The organism is Pseudomonas sp. ChxA (assembly GCF_030263855.1).
Lineage (GTDB): Bacteria > Pseudomonadota > Gammaproteobacteria > Pseudomonadales > Pseudomonadaceae > Aquipseudomonas > Aquipseudomonas fluorescens_CB.
The window spans coordinates 482,673-498,759 of sequence record NZ_JARPMK010000002.1 but is presented as its reverse complement, the minus strand read 5'-3'; the positions used below and the strand labels follow the sequence as shown (position 1 = coordinate 498,759).

Genomic DNA, 16,087 nt, shown 5'->3' with positions numbered 1-16,087 from the left:
ATCGCAGGCAAGCCAGCTCCCACACTTATTTTACGCTGGGCCAGTTAGATCAACGGCTCATCCGGCTTCTTGTTCTTCCAGCCATCATTGCCCGGCAGCAGCAGGTTCAAACCAATCGCTACCACCGCACACAGGGCGATGCCCTTGAGGCCAAAGTCATCCGGGCCGGTGCCGGTGCCGACCAGTACACCGCCAATCCCGAATACCAGGGTCACCGACACAATCACCAGATTGCGCGCCTCGCCCAGGTCGATCTTGTGGCGGATCAGCGTGTTCATGCCCACCGCCGCAATTGAGCCGAACAGCAGGCACAGAATCCCGCCCATCACCGGTACCGGGATGCTTTGCAGCAGCGCGCCGAACTTGCCGATAAACGCCAGGCTGATGGCAAACACCGCCGCCCAGGTCATGATTTTCGGGTTGTAGTTCTTGGTCAGCATCACTGCGCCCGTCACTTCGGCGTAAGTGGTATTTGGCGGGCCACCGAACAGGCCGGCAGCGGTGGTGGCAATCCCGTCACCCAGCAAGGTGCGGTGCAGGCCGGGCTTTTTCAGGTAATCGCGACCGGTCACGCTGCCTACCGCAATCACACCGCCGATATGTTCGATCGCCGGGGCCAGGGCCACCGGGACGATAAACAGGATGGCCTGCCAGTTGAACTCCGGCGCGGTGAAGTGGGGCAGGGCGAACCACGGCGCGGCGGCGATCTTCGCCGTGTCGACCACACGAAAGTAGAACGACATGGCAAAGCCGACCAGTACGCCGGAGATAATCGGCACCAAGCGGAAAATGCCTTTGCCGAATACCGCCACGATCAGGGTGGTCAGCAGCGCCGGCATCGAAATCAGCATTGCTGTCTGGTAGTGGATCAGTTCACTGCCATCACCGGCTTTGCCCATCGCCATATTGGCGGCAATCGGCGCCATGGCCAGGCCGATGGAAATGATCACCGGGCCAATCACCACTGGCGGCAGCAAGCGGTCGATGAACCCAGTGCCTTTGACCTTCACGGCCAGGCCCAAAAAGGTATAAACGAAACCGGCCGCCATCACCCCGCCCATGGTCGCCGCAAGGCCGAACTGGCCCTTGGCGAGAATGATCGGGGTGATAAACGCAAAGCTCGATGCCAGGAATACCGGCACCTGCCGCCCTGTCACCACCTGGAACAGCAATGTGCCCAGGCCTGCGGTGAACAGTGCGACGTTTGGATCAAGACCTGTGATCAGCGGCATCAACACCAGCGCGCCAAATGCTACAAAAAGCATCTGTGCGCCAGACAGGATCTGGCGCCAAAGCGGGTCGTTGAATTCATCCTGCATGCTTACGCGTCCTTCTGCTTGGTGCCGAAGATCTTGTCACCGGCATCGCCCAGGCCTGGGATGATGTAGCCATGTTCGTTCAAGCGCTCGTCGATGGAGGCGGTGTAGATCTGCACGTCCGGGTGAGCCTTTTCGACGGCAGCGATGCCTTCGGGCGCGGCCACCAGCACCATGGCGCGGATGTCTTTGCAGCCGGCTTTTTTCAGCAGGTCGATGGTGGCAACCATGGAGCTGCCGGTGGCGAGCATCGGGTCGATGATCATTGCCAGGCGCTCGTTGATTTCCGGGACGAGTTTTTCCAGGTAGGTGTGCGCCTGCAAGGTTTCTTCATTGCGGGCCACGCCCACGGCGCTGACTTTGGCGCCCGGGATCAGGCTGAGCACGCCTTCGAGCATGCCGATACCGGCGCGCAGGATAGGCACTACGGTGATTTTCTTACCGGCGATTTTCTCCACTTGTACGGGACCGGCCCAACCGGGGATCTCGTAGGTTTCCAGCGGCAAATCCTTGGTCGCTTCATAAGTCAGCAGCGCTCCGACTTCCTGAGCAAGCTCACGGAAATTCTTCGTGCTAATGTCGGCACGGCGCATAAGGCCGAGTTTGTGTCGGATCAGCGGGTGGCGGATCTCGCGAGTGGGCATGGGAAAGGCTCCGGCGGCGGGCAAAAAAACCGGCCTAGATTAATCTATCCGAGGGTGTTGTCCTATAGACATCTAGTACGTTAGTCCATTAAGGCTTGATCGTTGCGCCTCACATGCGTACCTTTGCCCGCTTTTCTTGCCACAGCACCCCCTTGGAGAGCGCCATGTCCGCTGATCTCGAGCATATCCGTCAAATCATGCGCGAGGCTGACTGCCTGTACACCGAAGCGCAAGTCGAAGAAGCGATCGCCAAGGTCGGCGCACACATCAGCCGCGAAATGGCCGACACCAACCCGGTGGTCTTCTGCGTGATGAACGGCGGCCTGATTTTCGCCGGCAAATTGCTGACTCATCTGCAATTCCCGCTGGAAGCCTCCTACCTGCACGCCACCCGTTATCGCAACGAGACCAGCGGCGGCGACCTGTTCTGGAAAGCCAAGCCGGAAGTGTCGTTCATCGACCGCGACGTGCTGATCATCGACGACATCCTCGATGAAGGTCACACCCTGGGCGCGATCATCGACTTCTGCAAACACGCCGGTGCGCGCAAAGTGCACACCGCGGTGCTGATCGACAAAGACCACGACCGCAAAGCCCGCCCGGACCTCAAAGCCGATTACGTCGGCCTGCCGTGCATCGATCGTTATATTTTCGGCTACGGCATGGACTACAAAGGCTACTGGCGTAACGCCAATGGCATCTACGCGGTTAAAGGGATGTAAGCCATGGCGCGCTTTCTTGATCAGACATTGTTCGCTGAATTGGCCGAGAAAGCGGCCGCCAGCCCCCGTGGCCGGCACCATCACAACTTCCATCAGATGGAAGAACCTTGCCATCGCCTGGCCGTAGGCCTGCAACCTGACACCTATGTGCCGCCGCATCGACACCTGAGCGCCGACAAGGCGGAAACCCTGTTGGTGCTCAAGGGCAGCCTCGGCGTACTGGTGTTCAGCGACACCGGTGAGGTGATTGCCAAGCGCATTTTGCAGGCGGGCGGCGAGTGCGCAGGCGTCGATCTGCCGCCAGGCGTGTTTCATGGCCTGGTGGTGCTCGAGCCCGACAGCGTGATGTTTGAATGCAAGGCCGGGCCGTATCGACCGATAGGCGAGGGCGAGTCACCCGACTGGGCGCCGCGCGAAGGCGAGGCCGGCGTGGCCGAATACCAACGCTGGATGCTCGCCCAGTTCGATTGAGCTACAGTGCTCGGCCATCCTCTACGGAGCGGCCCATGAGCCTGTTGACACGCACCTGCGCCGCCCTGGCGTTGACTCTCAGTTTGCCACTGGCTGCCGCGCCCGCGCCGATGCACAGCCAGTTCCTGCCGCCCGATGACCTGACCCTGCGCGCCGAAACGCCCGACCAGCAGCAACTGCTGCAAATCACCGAATATGCGGTGGTGGTGGGAAATCAGCGGCAGTCGACGCAACAACCCATCCCGGTGACCTCGCCGTTGATGATCCGCCTCAAGGGCAAACCCTTGAACAAAGGCGCAACCATCGCCCAGGTGGTGCTCAATTTTGACGCCGAAAGCAAAAGCCTGAAAAAGCCGGTGTTCGATGACGCCAGCAAAACGCTCACGCTGTCCTATCCGGTGGCCCAGTACCGCGTGATTGTCGACCTTCTGCGCAATGACACGGTGTATGTGCAGTTCCTCAGTTATGCCAATGGGCATATCTGGGCGGACCTGCATACCGGTGCCGTTCGCGCAAAGTAATTAAGCCGAATGCAGTCAATGTGGGAGTTGGCTTGCCTGCGATGGCGGCGGTTCAGTTGGCCCAACGGTCACTGATGCGCCGCCATCGCAGGCAAGCCAGCTCCCACATGTGTGTTTGGTTGTTTTCGAAGTCGGTGTCTGGCAGGTAGACTTCCTCTCCCGTGTAAATGTCTGCAGGCTGGAGTCGGTAATGCGTAAAGATAAGAAACAGGTGATTGGTGACGAGATCGGCGACGACCAGATCAAGTTGTTCCTGGATTTTGAGCCGGTTGACGCGACTTCACCGTCCCTGCACAAGCTGATCAAGGCCTACCGTGGCCTGCGTATCGACGACTTCGAGCGCTTCCTGGGCTTTTTCAAGGAAGCAGGCCTGGACCTGGACGGCAAGGACGAGCATGGCCAGACCTTCGTCGAGCTGATCAAGGACCAGCGCAACGCACCTGAGTACATCGAGCTGATCGAAAACGCTCGCGGCTGATTATTCCGGCCACAAAAAAACGCCCCGAGGGGCGTTTGATCGTTCCCACGCTCTGCGTGGGAATGCCTCCACTGACGCTCCGCGTCAAGACCTCAAGCGAAGCTTTCTGCCTCGTTGCTTTGCTCAACCAGTTCCAGGCTGATGTTGTTCTGCGCATTGATCTTGCGATACAGCTCAGCATCCGTCTCCAGCACTTTTTCCCGGGCCGGGAAGATCTCGTGCAGCTTGGCGGCCCACTCACCGGCAGCCTTGGCCGGGAAGCAACGCTCGATCAGTTCCAGCATGATCGAAACCGTCACCGAAGCGCCTGGGGACGCGCCCAACAGGGCGGCCAGCGAGCCGTCTTTGGCCGCGACCAGCTCGGTGCCAAATTGCAGCACGCCACCTTTTTTCGGGTCTTTCTTGATGATCTGCACCCGTTGGCCGGCCACTTCCAGGCGCCAGTCTTCGGCTTTGGCTTCCGGGTAGAAGCGGCGCAGGGATTCCAGGCGCTGCTCCATGGACTGCATCACTTCGCTGACCAGGTACTTGGTCAGGTCCATGTTGTCGCGAGCGACCGCCAGCATCGGGCCGATATTACCGGCGCGAACCGACAGCGGCAGGTCGAGGAACGAGCCGTGCTTGAGGAACTTGGTGGTAAAGCCGGCGTATGGCCCGAACAGCAGGGATTTCTTGCCGTCGACCACGCGGGTGTCCAAGTGCGGCACCGACATCGGCGGCGAGCCCACGGCGGCCTGGCTGTAGACCTTGGCCTGGTGGTGCTTGACCACTTCCGGGTTGTCGCAACGCAGCCACTGGCCACTGACCGGGAAGCCACCAAAGCCTTTGCTCTCTTCGATGCCCGAAGCTTGCAGCAGCGGCAGGGCTGCGCCACCGGCGCCGAGGAACACGAACTTGGCCTCGACTTCGCGGCTGTTGCCGCTGTTGACGTCCTTGATGCTCACGGTCCAGCCTGCGCCATTGCGCTTGAGGCCGGTAACACGCTTGCTGTACTTGACCTGGGCATCCGGTGCGCTGGTCAGGTGCGACAGCAGTTGATTGGTCAGGGCGCCGAAATTGACGTCGGTGCCGTTCATCACGCGGGTGGCTGCGATTTTTTCGTCGAGCGGGCGGCCCGGCATCATCAGCGGCATCCACTCGGCCATCTCATTGCGGTCTTCGGTGTAATGCATGTCCGAAAACGCGTGATGCTGGCTGAGGGTTTCAAAGCGCTTCTTGAGGAACGACACGCCTTTGTCGCCTTGCACGAAGCTCAGGTGCGGCACCGGGCTGATAAAGGACTTGGACGAGCCAAAGGTGCCCTTTTTGGTCAGGTACGCCCAGAACTGCTTCGACACCTCGAACTGGGTATTGATGTGCACGGCTTTCTTGATGTCGATGGAGCCGTCGCCGGCCTGCGGCGTGTAGTTCAGCTCACACAGCCCGGCGTGGCCGGTGCCGGCGTTGTTCCACGGGTTGGAACTCTCCGCGGCACCCGAATCCATCAGCTCAACGACTTCCAGCTTGAGGCCGGGGTCGAGCTCTTTGAGCAATACGGCCAGGGTGGCACTCATGATGCCGGCCCCTACCAGTACTACGTCGACTGCTTCGTTATGCGCCATTTAACGCGTCTCCAAAATCTGCAGCACCAAATTGACGGCATGGCTGCCAGGAGTGACGGGGCGGTTCACGTGTTGCCCCAGGTTACCCATGGCCAGGATCGCCATGTCCGTTTCGCAATTCTTTGCAACTTCAGCACACGCTTCCTGCCGGGCTAATCTGCCTATGAACGCATTCATGGGCGCCTGTGGCAATTCGACTTATGGTCAAAGCGTGCGATTCGTGCAGTCAATCCGTAGCGGACAGGCTCAAGCTCCGGTGTTTGAGGAGTACTCGGTCCTGTGTGGTTGGGCTGTTCCAGACGCTGATGGTGCTTGTACAAACGCCAAACTATTCATTTGCTCGCCACACTCTTGTGAAGTTGTGAAAACCCGTTTTTTCACGCTCTTTTGAAGACGTGAACCTCAAAAAAGGGCTGCCCCAGCCTGGCACCTGGCCCGTAAACCCCCGCCGACACGCGGCAAGACGGGCAAACAACTCAAGTGGCCGAGCGCAATGGCAGCTCTGGCAGATTCGGTAAAGAGAGGTGGTTTGCAAAGAAAACAGCAAGCGCGCCAGCTTCACTCGATCTGTGTGGGCGGCTCTCTGTGGGCGATTGGGGGGTTAATACCGAGGCATTAACGATGCTGCGAGGCCCGATCAGGAGACGTCCTTATAATCGGGGGGAGATTGTAGCGAAGAACGCCAGGGAAATGGGCGTGTTTTATGACTTTTATTAGGGCGTTCAGGAAGCCAGTGCGTGCCGCGAGTGCGTGTGGACAACCTGCGGGCTGATTCGAGCGCTCATCGGCAGTGGGCGGTGCATCCAGCCCAGATGGGGTTCCGAGACCTCCACCCAGCCGTCGCCCACGGGTGGCAGGCTGCACTGCTTGAACGCCACGCAATGGCCATTGGCATCCAGCCGTGCGTAGTGGCGATGACGGGGGTGGGACATGAACAATGATTTAAGAAGGCGCATGGCTTTGTACCTGTTACGTTACATGCTTGAAGGTTGCCAGTGTGCCATGACAGTGGAGTGACGAAATTACGCGAAATTGTAATTTGAACCCGCCTTCAGCTGCCGTTCAGGATGGCTGGTGAGTGGCACGCATGCGCCGTTATACTGGCGGCCTGTTTGCACCCAGTCCTGGAGAAATGAGTATGTTGCAACGCCTGTTGTTCGGTTTGATCACTGTGACCAGTTTGACCCTGGTTGGCTGCGCCAACAGCCCGCAACAACTCAGCCCGCAACCTAAAGTCACGGCGCAACTGGCGCCTGTCGGCCATGGCCAGCCGGTGTCGGTGCGCGTGGTAGATGGTCGTCCTTCGCCCACCCTGGGTTCCCGTGGTGGCCTGTACCCTGAGACTGCGCTGATTTCGGTACAAGGCCAGGACGTGCTGCCCAAGCTGCAAGCCCAGGCTGAAGCCGCCGTGCGCCTGCTGGGCTTCACCCCGGCTAACTCGCCGGGCGCGCCGCAGTTGACCATCACCCTGGCTGAGCTGAAGTACCAGTCGCCCAAAGAAGGCCTGTATGTGACGGAAGCCTCCATCGGCGCAACCTTCAAGTCCGACGTCAGTGCCGGTACACGCCGCTACAGTGGCCGCTACGGTGCGTCCCTGAACCAGCGCTTCGGTATGTCGCCGAACCAGGAAACCAACACCAAGCTGGTCAGCGACGTGTTGAGTGATGCCCTGACGCGCTTGTTCAAAGACCCAAGCATCGGTTCGCTTCTCAGCTCGCAGTAACTGTCAGGCGGGCGCGGAGCGCCCCGATCGCCGTTACCACGCAGCGCGTGGGAACGATCACCGGGCTCAGCAATGAGCCCGGTTTTTTTATGCCTGCAGCCTTCATGCAGCCGTTTCGACATAAAAGTCCAGCACACTCACGCCAGTGAGCAGGTCCAGCTCCGGCAGGTCGGCATGCTGGTGCCCGCCGAGGGCGCAATACACCAGCCAGTGACGGTCCTGAACGTTGAACGCAAGGCCGCCGACCAGCGCTTCCTGTTCATCGTTCTGGGCGATCAGGTACAGCCGATCCTGGTTTTGTGCGTGCAGCATGACAAGCTCCTAAGCGTCGAAGGGCAACAGAGTGGCTTGTTAAGGTGACGTTCAGGTGACGCTGTAAATTACTGGATACATTAACCGTACATGGGGGACGGAACGTTTCAGCGGCAGGAGGCCAATATCATTCAGGTTTGTATCTGAATAGATACCAAGACACTCGTCTACCGAGGTTTGCGATGGCGCTGCCCGCACTGCTGATCAATGCTGTGGCTTTATTGGTGGCCTGCCCGGGTGCAGCGCTGCTGTTCATTACCCGCCTGCGCGAGCAGCGAGCGCTGGCCGATCTGACCGCCCAAAGCGAAGACCGGGCAATCGACCAACCGATGTTGTTTCTGGATGTGCGAACCGAACGGTCGCATCGCCTGGCTTACCGCGTCGGGTTTGCCTGCCTCGCCCTGGCGCTGGCCGTCTCCTGGCTCAGTACGCACCTCTAAAACCACCGCAAAACCAAAATGTGGGAGCTGGCTTGTTGTGGCGAGGGAGCTTGCTCCCGCTGGGCAGCGAAGCGGCCCCAAAAAGATGGGAGCGCTACGCACTGGAGCGCCAGCCCGGTCCAGCGGGAGCAAGCTCCCTCGCCACAGATGCCCCACACCTTGGTGGTGTTTAGAGGGGAATTCCGGCTTTGACCCGGTATTGATTCCTCACCGGCGTCGCATACTGCACCACCAAAAACGGTCGGTGTTCCACCGGGCATTCATTCAAACGCCGTTCCCACTCCGCTTTGGCCTTGGCCAACTCATCGGCCGGGAACACCTCGGCTGCCGTCGGCACCTGCAATTGCGGGTCGGCGTCGCTCCACTGCGCATACGCCAGGTAGTGCACCGGGAACAGGCGATAACCGCCGAGAATCTGCCGGTCCATTTCCACGGCCAGCAGCTTGGTGTCTTCAAAACGCTCGGTAATCGGCGGTGCGAAGTTCACGTGAACGCGGCCCTTGTAGCCGGTAATGCCCAGCGCAATGCTCACATCGTCTTCGCCCGGCGCCTTGGTGTAGGTGCCGGTGGTGGCGCGGATGTACAGCTCGCGGGCCTTGGCGCTGTCGCATGGGTCGTATTCATAGCTGATCGACACCGGCGTCAGGTTCAATGACTGGATCACCTCGGCAAACGGCTCGTCTTTGCGGCTGACGTGGAACATCTTGAGGATCGCCGATTCGGTGCGATCATCGCCATCCTTCGCCCGGCCTTCGGCCTGGGCGATCCAGATCGACTGGCAGTCGTTGCGGATCGAATGGTTGATATAGGCTGACAGCAGGTTATACGCGGCCATCTTCTCCTTTCGCCCGGTGATCGAGCGGTGCACGATGAAGCTCTTGTTCAGGCGCATCAGGTCGCTGACAAACGGCTTTTGCAGCAGGTTGTCGCCGATGGCGATACGTGGTGTCGGCAGGCCGGCGTGGTACACGGCATAGTTGACGAAGGCCGGGTCCATCACGATATCGCGGTGGTTGGCCAGAAACAGGTAGGCTGTGCCGGATTTGAGCTGCTCGACACCGGTATAGGTCACGCCGTCGGTCGCGCGATCAATGGTGTGATCGACGTAATACTCGACTTTGTCCTGCAGCGTGGCCACGGTGGTGACGCCGGCAAATTCACGGCGCAGTTTGCGGGCGATCATCGGCTTGAGCAGCCAGCCCAGGGCGCCGGCAAAGCGCGGGAAGCGGAAGTGGGTCAGGATGTCCAGAAAGGCCTTGTCACTGAACAGACGCGCCAGCACGGCCGGGACTTCGCTGTCGTTGTAAGGTCGGATGGTATCGAATTCGCCCATCATGCTCTCTTGTTAGAAACGGCTAGGGTAAGTAAAGGAAACATCAGGGTGCGGCCGCAATAGTGGCGCTGCCGTGAATAGCCCTGTAAATAGACCGGCGATTATACGCACAAGTCACCTGGGAGACCGCGATGCTGGAAACCGAGTCGTACGATTGTCCTTATTGTGGTGAACCGGCTGAGGCGGTTCTGGACCTTTCCGGCGGCGATCAGTCATACATTGAAGACTGTCCGGTATGTTGCCGGCCGATTATTTTCGACCTGCAAGTGCACGATGACGAATGGATGCTGAACGTGCGCAGCGAGAACGAGTAACAGGTACACGCAATGCAGCGAATCTACGAACCGGAAAACCTGATGGAAGGCGAGCTGCTGCAACAGATGCTCGCCAGCGAAGGCATCGAGGCGCACCTGGTGGGGCGCCATTTGCTCGGAGGCACTGGCGAATTGCCGATCTTCGGCCTGCTGGGCCTGGAAGTGGACAACGACCAGGCCGCCTACGCCCGTGAATTGATAACGGCCTATAACGGCGCGCAACCCATGCCCGGCGATGAACCCGACAGCTTCCCTGACGTGTTGGTCTGTTAGGCTGTCGGTCGGTTTACCCCAAGAGTCGTGTTGCCCCATGTGTGGACGTTATGCCCTGTTTCGCTGGAACCCTTCCTTTGCTGCCTTGCCGGGCTTCCCGGCCGACCAGCAGGCCCAGTGGAATATTTCCCCGAATGATTCGGTGCTGATCCAGCGCCTGAGCGAAGGCCAGCGCACCCTGGCACGTGCGCGCTGGGGCCTCACGCCACCGTGGCTCACCGACCTTTCGCGCACGCCTGCCCATGCCCGCGCCGAAACCCTGGCCGAACAACCGATGTTTCGCGAAGCCTTGCGCCGGCGCCGATGCTTGCTGCCGGCCAATGGTTTTTACGAATGGCGTGGCACCCAGCGCAAGCGCCCCTACTGGCTGACGCCGGGTGAAGGCTCGACGCTGTTTTTTGCGGCGATTTGGGAAGCGTATCCGGTGCAGGAGCAGGTGTGGCTGAGTACCGCGGTGGTGACCCAAGCCGCGCAGAGTCAGCGGCGGCCGTTGATTCTGGATGCGGCGGGGCAGGAGGCATGGCTGAATCCTGAGACGCCGCTGCACGTTTTGCAGGGCTTGTTGGCCAGCGAGCCTGCGGCGTTGCGCGAGCGGGTGCTGGCGAATATGGTCAATGATCCCAAGTTGAATGGGCCGGAGTGCCTGACTCCGGGTTGAGGTTGGCTTTGCTGGCCTCATCGCAGGCAAGCCAGCTCCCACATTTGACGGTGTTCACAAATCAAAATGTGGGAGCTGGCTTGTCGGGTCGCCGCATCGCTGCGATAGCGGTCTCAGACCTTGAACTGATTGATCAACCGCCGCTGCTGCTCCGCCAACTTGGTCAAATCCGCACTCGCTGCACTGGACTCATCCGCACCACCCGCCACCTCATTGGCCACCTGGCCGATATTGATCACATTGCGATTGATGTCCTCGGCCACCGCGCTCTGCTCCTCGGCCGCGCTGGCAATCTGCGTGTTCATGTCGTTGATCACCGACACCGCCTGGGTAATCGTCTCCAGCGCTTCGGCCGCTTTCGCTGCGTGCTGCACACTTTCGTCGGTGCGGTGCTGGCTGTCCTCCATCACCCGCACCACATCCCGCGTGCCTTGTTGCAACTGCTGAATCATGGTCTGGATTTCTTCGGTGGCTTTCTGGGTTTTTTGCGCCAGGTTGCGCACTTCATCCGCGACCACGGCGAAACCTCTGCCTTGTTCACCGGCGCGGGCCGCTTCGATGGCGGCGTTGAGCGCCAGCAGGTTGGTCTGCTCGGCAATCCCGCGAATCGCCGTGAGGATCGCGTTGATGTTCTCGCTGTCCTTGGCAAGGGTTTGCACCACGCCGACGGCCTTGCCGATTTCTTCGGCCAGCGCGCCGATGGAGGTGGAGGTATCGCGCACAATGCGCATGCCTTGGCTGGCGGCCTGGTCGGCATGGTTGGCGGCTTGCGCGGCCTGGGTGGCGTTACGCGCCACGTCTTGCGCGGTAGCGGTCATTTCGTGCACGGCGGTGGCCACCTGGTCGATCTCGACCATCTGTTTATGCACGCCCTGGTTGGTACGAATCGCGATGTCGGCGGTGTGTTCCGATGAGTCGCTGACCTTCTGCACCGAACTCACGACCTGAGTGATCATGCCCTGCAACTTGATCAGGAAGGTATTGAAGCCGTTGGCAATCGCGCCCAGCTCATCGGCGCGATCACTGGTGAGGCGGCGGGTAAGGTCGCCTTCGCCCTGGGCGATATCGTTGAGCATCGCCACCATTTGCTTGAGCGGGCGGGCAATGCCATGGCCCACCAGCCAGATCACCAGCAAACCGATACCGGCGATTAACAGGCCGACCATGGCCATGCCGAAGGTGTCAGTCTTGCGTTGGGCTTGCAGGTCGCTTTGCAGCTTTTGCGAGTCGGCCATCACCGCGCTCAACGGCAACTGCAGCATCAGCGTCCAGCGCGCTTCGGCCTGGCCGATGTTGAAGGGCAGGAACAGCTCGATATGCCCGTGTTGCTTGTCGATGTCGTAGCGCACTTCGCCGACTTTCAACTGGCCCAGGTTGGCCAGTTCGTTGCTGTCGAGCAGGTCGCTGGCTTTTTCGCCGAGCTTGCTGGCGTCTTTGGTGTAGGCCACCAGGCGACCGTTACTGGAGATCAGCGCCAGTTCGCCCGCGCCGTTGTACAGGTTCTGGTCGGCGCGGGTGAGCATGTCCTGGATGAAGTTCACCGACAGGTCGGCACCGACGATGCCCTGAAACGCCCCGTCGACCATGATGGGTTCGATAAACGAGGCGAGCATCACCATCGCGTTGCCGACTTTATAAGGCGCCGGGTCGATGGCGCAGGGCTTCTTGCTCTCTTTGGAGCACAGGTAGTACTCACTGGCGCGCACGCCGGTGGACAGGATGTTCTGGTCGTTGACGTCGGCGAGTTTATCCAGGCCCAGGCTGCCATCGGCATTGCGGTACCACCACGGCAGGAAACGGCCGTCGGCGGCCATACCGACAATCGCGGTATTTACGTAGGCAGCGTCGTTATGGTCGATGGCATTGGGTTCCCAGCCAATGTAGGCGCCGAGGATTTTCGGGTTGCGCACCACGGTTTCATGCAACAGGTTGATCAACTGCTCACGGCCGACCTGCAGCGCGGGTTCGCCCTTGGCGTCTTTCATCGCCAGCAGCGCATTGGCGGTGGCCAGGCCTTTGGCGGTCACCAGTGGTGCCTCCAGTTCGCGCTGAATCAGCGTGGCCTGGGTTTGCGCCAGAGCGGTGAGGCGCTGCTCGATGATCTGCTCAAATTGCGTTTGGGTTCGCTCCTGCACCAGTTCCTGGGTGCGGGCACCGGCGAACACTGCATAGAGCACCAGCACTGCAACCACACTCAGCACGATGGCCCCGGTCAATGCGGCGACAGAAAACTGAATCGATTTGAATTTCATGGAGGCTCCAGGCGCAGGGCAGGTGGGCTGCCTTGTTGTATCGGCCATCGGCTCTGGAGGCTTAAGGCTTGGCGGGCAAAATAGTGCGAGATGTCGCAAACGGGCTGTTCGCCGCCGCTGTGGGTGTGTGGGATGTATCTGAAAGTTAGCGGTTACACGTCGTGTGTATCTGGCGTTGATACAAATGACCGCCTACGATACGCGCCAGGTTTTCAGGGAGAGCATCATGAAAAAGTCATTGGCAGTAAGCGTACTCAGTGCAGCGATGCTGCTGGCAGGTTGCCAGTCGGTTAACACCACCAGCGGCGGCGCCGTGGGCGTGGAGCGCAAGCAGTACATGTTCAGCATGCTGTCGAGCCAGGAAGTCGACCAGATGTATGCCCAGTCCTACCAGCAGACGCTGGGCGAGGCGAGTGGCAAGGGCATGCTCGACAAGACCAGCGCCAACGCCAAGCGCGTGCAGGCCATCGCCAACCGCCTGATCGCCCAGGCGCCGACCTTCCGCCCGGACGCGGCGCAGTGGAAGTGGGAAGTCAATCTGATCAAAAGCGATGAGATGAACGCCAACTGTGGGCCTGGCGGCAAGATCTTCGTGTACAGCGGGTTGATCGACAAGCTCAAGCTCACCGACGACGAACTGGCTGCCGTTATGGGGCATGAAATTGCCCACGCCTTGCGTGAACACGGGCGTGAGGCCATGTCCAAGGCGTATGGCATCCAGATGGCCAAGCAGGGCGCTGGTGCGTTGTTCGGTCTGGGCCAGGACAGCCTGGCATTGGCCGATACCGTGGCCAACTACGGTATGACGTTGCCTAACAGCCGTGCCAATGAAAACGAAGCCGACCTGATCGGCCTGGAGCTTTCGGCCCGCGCCGGTTACAACCCGAATGCCGCGATCACCTTGTGGAACAAGATGGCCAAGGCTTCTGAAGGCGCGCCACCGGAGTTCATGAGCACTCACCCGGCGTCCGACAGCCGAATCGCTTCGTTGCAGGCGGCGATTCCGAAGGTGATGCCGCTTTACCAACAGGCCAAAAAATCCTGAGTTAACGCGGTCCAGTGTGGGAGCCGGGCTTGCCCGCGATGCAGGCGACTCGGTTTGTAAGGTGTACCGAGGTGATGCCATCGCAGGCAAGCCAGCTCCCACAGGTTTACATCGGGTTTAGATCCAGCCGCTGCTTTGCATGGCCTTGTACACCGCCACCACTGCCAGGATGAAAAACGCCGTGGCCGCCAGTCGACGAATCAAGGTCAGCGGCAGTTTTTCCGCGGCAAAATTGCCCGCCAATACCACCGGCACGTTGGCAATCAGCATGCCCAGCGTGGTGCCGATAATCACCAGCCACAACTCCGGGTACTGCGCCGCCAGCATCACCGTGGCGATCTGGGTCTTGTCACCGATTTCGGCGAGGAAGAACGCAATCAGCGTGGTCAGGAACGGCCCGAACTTGCGCGTGGTACTGGCTTCGTCATCGTCGAGTTTGTCCGGCACCAGGGTCCACAGCGCCGTGGCACAGAAGCTCGCTGCGAGGATCCAGTGCAACACCGCATCCGAGAAGAAACTGCCGAACCAGGCCCCCACGGCACCGGCGGCCGCATGGTTGGCCAGGGTCGCGGCGACAATGCCGGCGATAATCGGCCAGGGTTTGCGAAAGCGTGCGGCAAGGATGAGCGCGAGCAGTTGCGTCTTGTCGCCGATTTCGGCCAAGGCAACGATTGCGGTAGGTACGAGTAATGAATCCAGCATCAGGTAAGTTTCCAGGGGCGGGTCGACACGGCTATGACACGTACAGCCTTCCCGCCCCGGGTAAGGTGTGCGTGTCATAGGTCTTGTCAAACCCCGGTCCGTCTGTGCGGACTCCTGGGTCGCATACGCCATGGTCTGTTGACCAAGTATGTTGACGTATGCCGGACGAGCATGGCGCTCGTGGGAGACTACTCCCCTAGGACGGAGCGGATTCTGCCTAGGCAAAATCCATTCGGCAAGCGTTCTTTTTCAAATCGCCATTAGCCGCGTTTGGCACGGTAAATGCGAAAACCATTGCCTTCAGCCTTGATCGCACACACGCCCAGGTGCTCTTCGATCAGCGGTTGATACTTGAGGAAGCTGTTGGCAACCAGTCGAAGTTCGCCGCCTTTTGCCAGGTGTTTCGCTGCTTTTCGCAGCAAGTTCTCCGTGGCGAAATAATCCGTGTGCACGCCTACATGGAACGGCGGGTTGCTCAAAATCGCGTTCAAACCCATCGGCGCGGCGTCGATGCCATCACCGGTCAACACCTCGGCTTGCAGGCCGTTGGCTGCGAGGGTCAGGCGGCTGCTGGCGGCGGCGAAGGCGTCCACGTCGAGCATCGTCACGCTGTTATGCGGGTAGCGGCGTTTGACCGCCGCCCCAAGCACGCCGGCGCCGCAACCAAAGTCGAGCAAATGCCCGCTTGGCAGCTTGTCCAGATGCTCCAACAGCAGCTCGGTGCCGCGATCCAGGCGGCCGTGGCTGAACACGCCGGGCAGGCTCACCACCTTAAGCGGCCCTTCGGCCAGTGGCACTTCGAAGACTTGCGCCAGGCTTTCCAGCTCGACCGCTTGTGGGGCAGTGGCCACGGTGACTTGCCACAGTTGGCAATGCCGCGCGTTGTCGAGCTTGCGCGGCTTGCCGAACGGGATCATCTGCTTGGCGGCACTTTCGATGCCGCCCTTTTTCTCCCCAACCAGAAACAGCTCGGCACCGGGCAAGCGTGCGGCCACGGCGTTGAGCAGGTAGTCGGTGAGGTCTTTGGATTTTGGAAGGAAAATCACCGCCGCATCAAATCCGCGTTCGGGCACGTTCACGCCGAACTGGCTGCGCTCGGGGAAGCGCGCATCCAGTGCCGCCTGATCGCCGGCGTGCCAACTCCAGCCGTGGGCATTGGGCAGGCGGCCGAGCAAGTCGTCGGCGGGCAAACCTACCAGCAGCAGGTTGCCTTGAAAAAGTTCGGCCTGACGAAGCAGTACTTCACTGCGCGGATCCATAGTCTGCTCCTTGAAAAGGGGCG

At 60.2% G+C, this 16,087-nt stretch carries 19 protein-coding genes, 1 pseudogene and 1 riboswitch; of the genes and pseudogenes, 10 read left to right on the top strand and 10 right to left on the bottom strand.

What is annotated here, in order from left to right; all coding sequences use genetic code 11:
* Window positions 1-44: 44 nt before the first annotated feature.
* Entirely contained in the window at window positions 45-1,319 is a 1,275-nt protein-coding gene (locus tag P5706_RS27955) for a uracil-xanthine permease family protein (RefSeq protein WP_285683390.1), read from the bottom strand.
* A gap of 2 nt (window positions 1,320-1,321) precedes the next feature.
* Window positions 1,322-1,960 carry a uracil phosphoribosyltransferase gene (upp, locus tag P5706_RS27950; protein WP_017138223.1) on the bottom strand — a complete coding sequence of 213 codons (639 nt, stop codon included), beginning with the start codon at window positions 1,958-1,960 and terminating at the stop codon, window positions 1,322-1,324.
* A gap of 164 nt (window positions 1,961-2,124) precedes the next feature.
* Here upp and P5706_RS27945 point away from each other — a divergent pair, with 164 nt between their 5' ends.
* From P5706_RS27945 to P5706_RS27930, 4 genes are all read left to right on the top strand, one after another.
* Window positions 2,125-2,682: a hypoxanthine-guanine phosphoribosyltransferase gene (locus tag P5706_RS27945; protein ID WP_003216150.1), complete on the top strand. Its 558-nt coding sequence runs from the start codon at window positions 2,125-2,127 to the stop codon at window positions 2,680-2,682.
* A gap of 3 nt (window positions 2,683-2,685) precedes the next feature.
* Window positions 2,686-3,153 (top strand): WbuC family cupin fold metalloprotein, encoded by a 468-nt coding sequence (locus tag P5706_RS27940; RefSeq protein WP_285683386.1) that lies wholly within the window; start codon window positions 2,686-2,688, stop codon window positions 3,151-3,153.
* Window positions 3,154-3,188: 35 nt separating this feature from the next.
* Window positions 3,189-3,674, top strand: a complete 486-nt coding sequence (locus P5706_RS27935; protein WP_285683384.1) for a hypothetical protein — start codon at window positions 3,189-3,191, stop codon at window positions 3,672-3,674.
* Window positions 3,675-3,864: 190 nt separating this feature from the next.
* The gene (locus tag P5706_RS27930; RefSeq protein ID WP_065930292.1) at window positions 3,865-4,152 is read left to right on the top strand and encodes a PA4642 family protein; all 288 of its coding nucleotides are present in this window, start codon (window positions 3,865-3,867) and stop codon (window positions 4,150-4,152) included.
* Between the two features lie 92 nt (window positions 4,153-4,244).
* Here the strand turns inward: P5706_RS27930 and mqo are convergent, their stop codons facing one another.
* Together mqo and P5706_RS27920 are read right to left on the bottom strand one after the other, a co-directional pair.
* Complete coding sequence (mqo, locus tag P5706_RS27925; protein WP_285683381.1) at window positions 4,245-5,753, bottom strand: malate dehydrogenase (quinone); 1,509 nt, start codon at window positions 5,751-5,753, stop codon at window positions 4,245-4,247.
* Between the two features lie 722 nt (window positions 5,754-6,475).
* On the bottom strand, window positions 6,476-6,709 hold the full coding sequence (locus tag P5706_RS27920; RefSeq protein WP_200430814.1) for a hypothetical protein: 234 nt from the start codon (window positions 6,707-6,709) through the stop codon (window positions 6,476-6,478).
* 182 nt (window positions 6,710-6,891) lie between these two features.
* Here P5706_RS27920 and P5706_RS27915 point away from each other — a divergent pair, with 182 nt between their 5' ends.
* A complete protein-coding gene (locus tag P5706_RS27915) occupies window positions 6,892-7,476 on the top strand; it encodes a YajG family lipoprotein (protein WP_159954279.1) in 585 nt (194 codons plus the stop codon).
* A 102-nt stretch (window positions 7,477-7,578) separates the two neighbouring features.
* Here P5706_RS27915 and P5706_RS27910 read toward each other — a convergent pair whose 3' ends face one another.
* On the bottom strand, window positions 7,579-7,788 hold the full coding sequence (locus P5706_RS27910) for a hypothetical protein (protein WP_017138216.1): 210 nt from the start codon (window positions 7,786-7,788) through the stop codon (window positions 7,579-7,581).
* A gap of 182 nt (window positions 7,789-7,970) precedes the next feature.
* On the opposite strand from P5706_RS27910, the gene P5706_RS27905 reads away from it, so the two are divergent.
* On the top strand, window positions 7,971-8,228 hold the full coding sequence (locus P5706_RS27905) for a hypothetical protein (RefSeq protein ID WP_200430815.1): 258 nt from the start codon (window positions 7,971-7,973) through the stop codon (window positions 8,226-8,228).
* A 169-nt stretch (window positions 8,229-8,397) separates the two neighbouring features.
* On the opposite strand, the gene P5706_RS27900 is transcribed toward P5706_RS27905, so the two are convergent.
* A complete protein-coding gene (locus tag P5706_RS27900; RefSeq protein ID WP_200430816.1) occupies window positions 8,398-9,561 on the bottom strand; it encodes a 1-acyl-sn-glycerol-3-phosphate acyltransferase in 1,164 nt (387 codons plus the stop codon).
* 131 nt (window positions 9,562-9,692) lie between these two features.
* On the opposite strand from P5706_RS27900, the gene P5706_RS27895 reads away from it, so the two are divergent.
* Genes P5706_RS27895 through P5706_RS27885 form a run of 3 tightly spaced genes read left to right on the top strand, consistent with a single transcriptional unit; the run spans window position 9,693 to window position 10,806 of the window.
* Complete coding sequence (locus P5706_RS27895; RefSeq protein WP_200430817.1) at window positions 9,693-9,875, top strand: CPXCG motif-containing cysteine-rich protein; 183 nt, start codon at window positions 9,693-9,695, stop codon at window positions 9,873-9,875.
* A gap of 12 nt (window positions 9,876-9,887) precedes the next feature.
* Window positions 9,888-10,148 carry a putative signal transducing protein gene (locus P5706_RS27890; protein ID WP_017138212.1) on the top strand — a complete coding sequence of 87 codons (261 nt, stop codon included), beginning with the start codon at window positions 9,888-9,890 and terminating at the stop codon, window positions 10,146-10,148.
* A gap of 37 nt (window positions 10,149-10,185) precedes the next feature.
* A complete protein-coding gene (locus P5706_RS27885; protein WP_285683372.1) occupies window positions 10,186-10,806 on the top strand; it encodes an SOS response-associated peptidase in 621 nt (206 codons plus the stop codon).
* A 113-nt stretch (window positions 10,807-10,919) separates the two neighbouring features.
* Here P5706_RS27885 and P5706_RS37285 read toward each other — a convergent pair whose 3' ends face one another.
* Window positions 10,920-11,663, bottom strand: coding sequence for a methyl-accepting chemotaxis protein (locus P5706_RS37285; RefSeq protein WP_502945540.1), 744 nt, complete (start codon window positions 11,661-11,663; stop codon window positions 10,920-10,922).
* Between the two features lie 114 nt (window positions 11,664-11,777).
* Window positions 11,778-11,972: pseudogene (locus P5706_RS37280) on the bottom strand (HAMP domain-containing protein); the annotation flags it as partial.
* A 1,312-nt stretch (window positions 11,973-13,284) separates the two neighbouring features.
* Here P5706_RS37280 and P5706_RS27875 point away from each other — a divergent pair.
* Window positions 13,285-14,103, top strand: a complete 819-nt coding sequence (locus P5706_RS27875) for a M48 family metallopeptidase (RefSeq protein ID WP_056859003.1) — start codon at window positions 13,285-13,287, stop codon at window positions 14,101-14,103.
* A 117-nt stretch (window positions 14,104-14,220) separates the two neighbouring features.
* Here the strand turns inward: P5706_RS27875 and P5706_RS27870 are convergent, their stop codons facing one another.
* Both P5706_RS27870 and P5706_RS27865 read right to left on the bottom strand, forming a co-directional pair.
* Window positions 14,221-14,805: a TMEM165/GDT1 family protein gene (locus tag P5706_RS27870; protein WP_101266603.1), complete on the bottom strand. Its 585-nt coding sequence runs from the start codon at window positions 14,803-14,805 to the stop codon at window positions 14,221-14,223.
* An 88-nt stretch (window positions 14,806-14,893) separates the two neighbouring features.
* A riboswitch (yybP-ykoY riboswitch) is annotated at window positions 14,894-15,015 on the bottom strand.
* Between the two features lie 50 nt (window positions 15,016-15,065).
* The gene (locus tag P5706_RS27865; protein WP_285683363.1) at window positions 15,066-16,064 is read right to left on the bottom strand and encodes a methyltransferase; all 999 of its coding nucleotides are present in this window, start codon (window positions 16,062-16,064) and stop codon (window positions 15,066-15,068) included.
* Window positions 16,065-16,087 lie beyond the last annotated feature (23 nt).